This window comes from Stutzerimonas stutzeri (assembly GCF_024448935.1).
Lineage (GTDB): Bacteria > Pseudomonadota > Gammaproteobacteria > Pseudomonadales > Pseudomonadaceae > Stutzerimonas > Stutzerimonas stutzeri_AO.
In genome coordinates, this window is record NZ_JAMOIE010000266.1 from 1 (window position 1) to 605 (window position 605).

The 605-nt window shown below is 58.5% G+C and carries 1 protein-coding gene; it reads left to right on the top strand.

From position 1 onward, the window contains the following. Positions 1-455, top strand: a 455-nt coding sequence (locus tag NA637_RS25285; protein WP_256075409.1) for a transposase, incomplete at its 5' end; no start/stop codon positions are given. Positions 456-605 lie beyond the last annotated feature (150 nt).

The following is a 605-nucleotide window of genomic DNA, read 5'->3' on the forward strand; positions in this document are numbered from 1 at the left end:
TGAAGGCGCATATCGGCGTCGATGCCGATTCGGGCTTTGTGCATACCGTGCTGGCGACGTCGGCGAACGTAGCTGACGTGACCGAGGCTCATGCGCTGCTGCATGGCGAGGAAACCATTGCCTTTGGTGATGCCGGATACCAGGGCGTAGAGAAACGCGAGGAAGGCCGGGGCTCAGATGTCGATTGGCAGGTGGCCATGAAACGGGGCAAGCGCAAGGCGCTGCCGGACGACGAGTATGGTCGAGCACTGGATACGTTTGAACAGGCCAAGGCCAGCCTTCGGGCCAAGGTTGAGCATCCTTTTCATGTGATCAAGAACCTGTTCAAACATCGCAAGACCCGCTATCGCGGGTTGCCGAAGAACGCAGCGCAGTTGTTCTCGCTGTTTGGTCTGGCGAACTTGATGCTGGCACGCAGGCGCTTGCTGACCTGCGACGCTCAAGGTGCGTCCTGATGTTTGCAAACAGGGCGGGCAACGCGGCCCACGCCGCGAAAAACGAGTCTTTATCGTGATGTTTCTGCTGGCATCTCGCAGGCCTGCTCAAATTTTCAGCGTGCCTCTGCCTCATCGGCGGACGCAGTCGAATAAATCAGCACGTCCCTA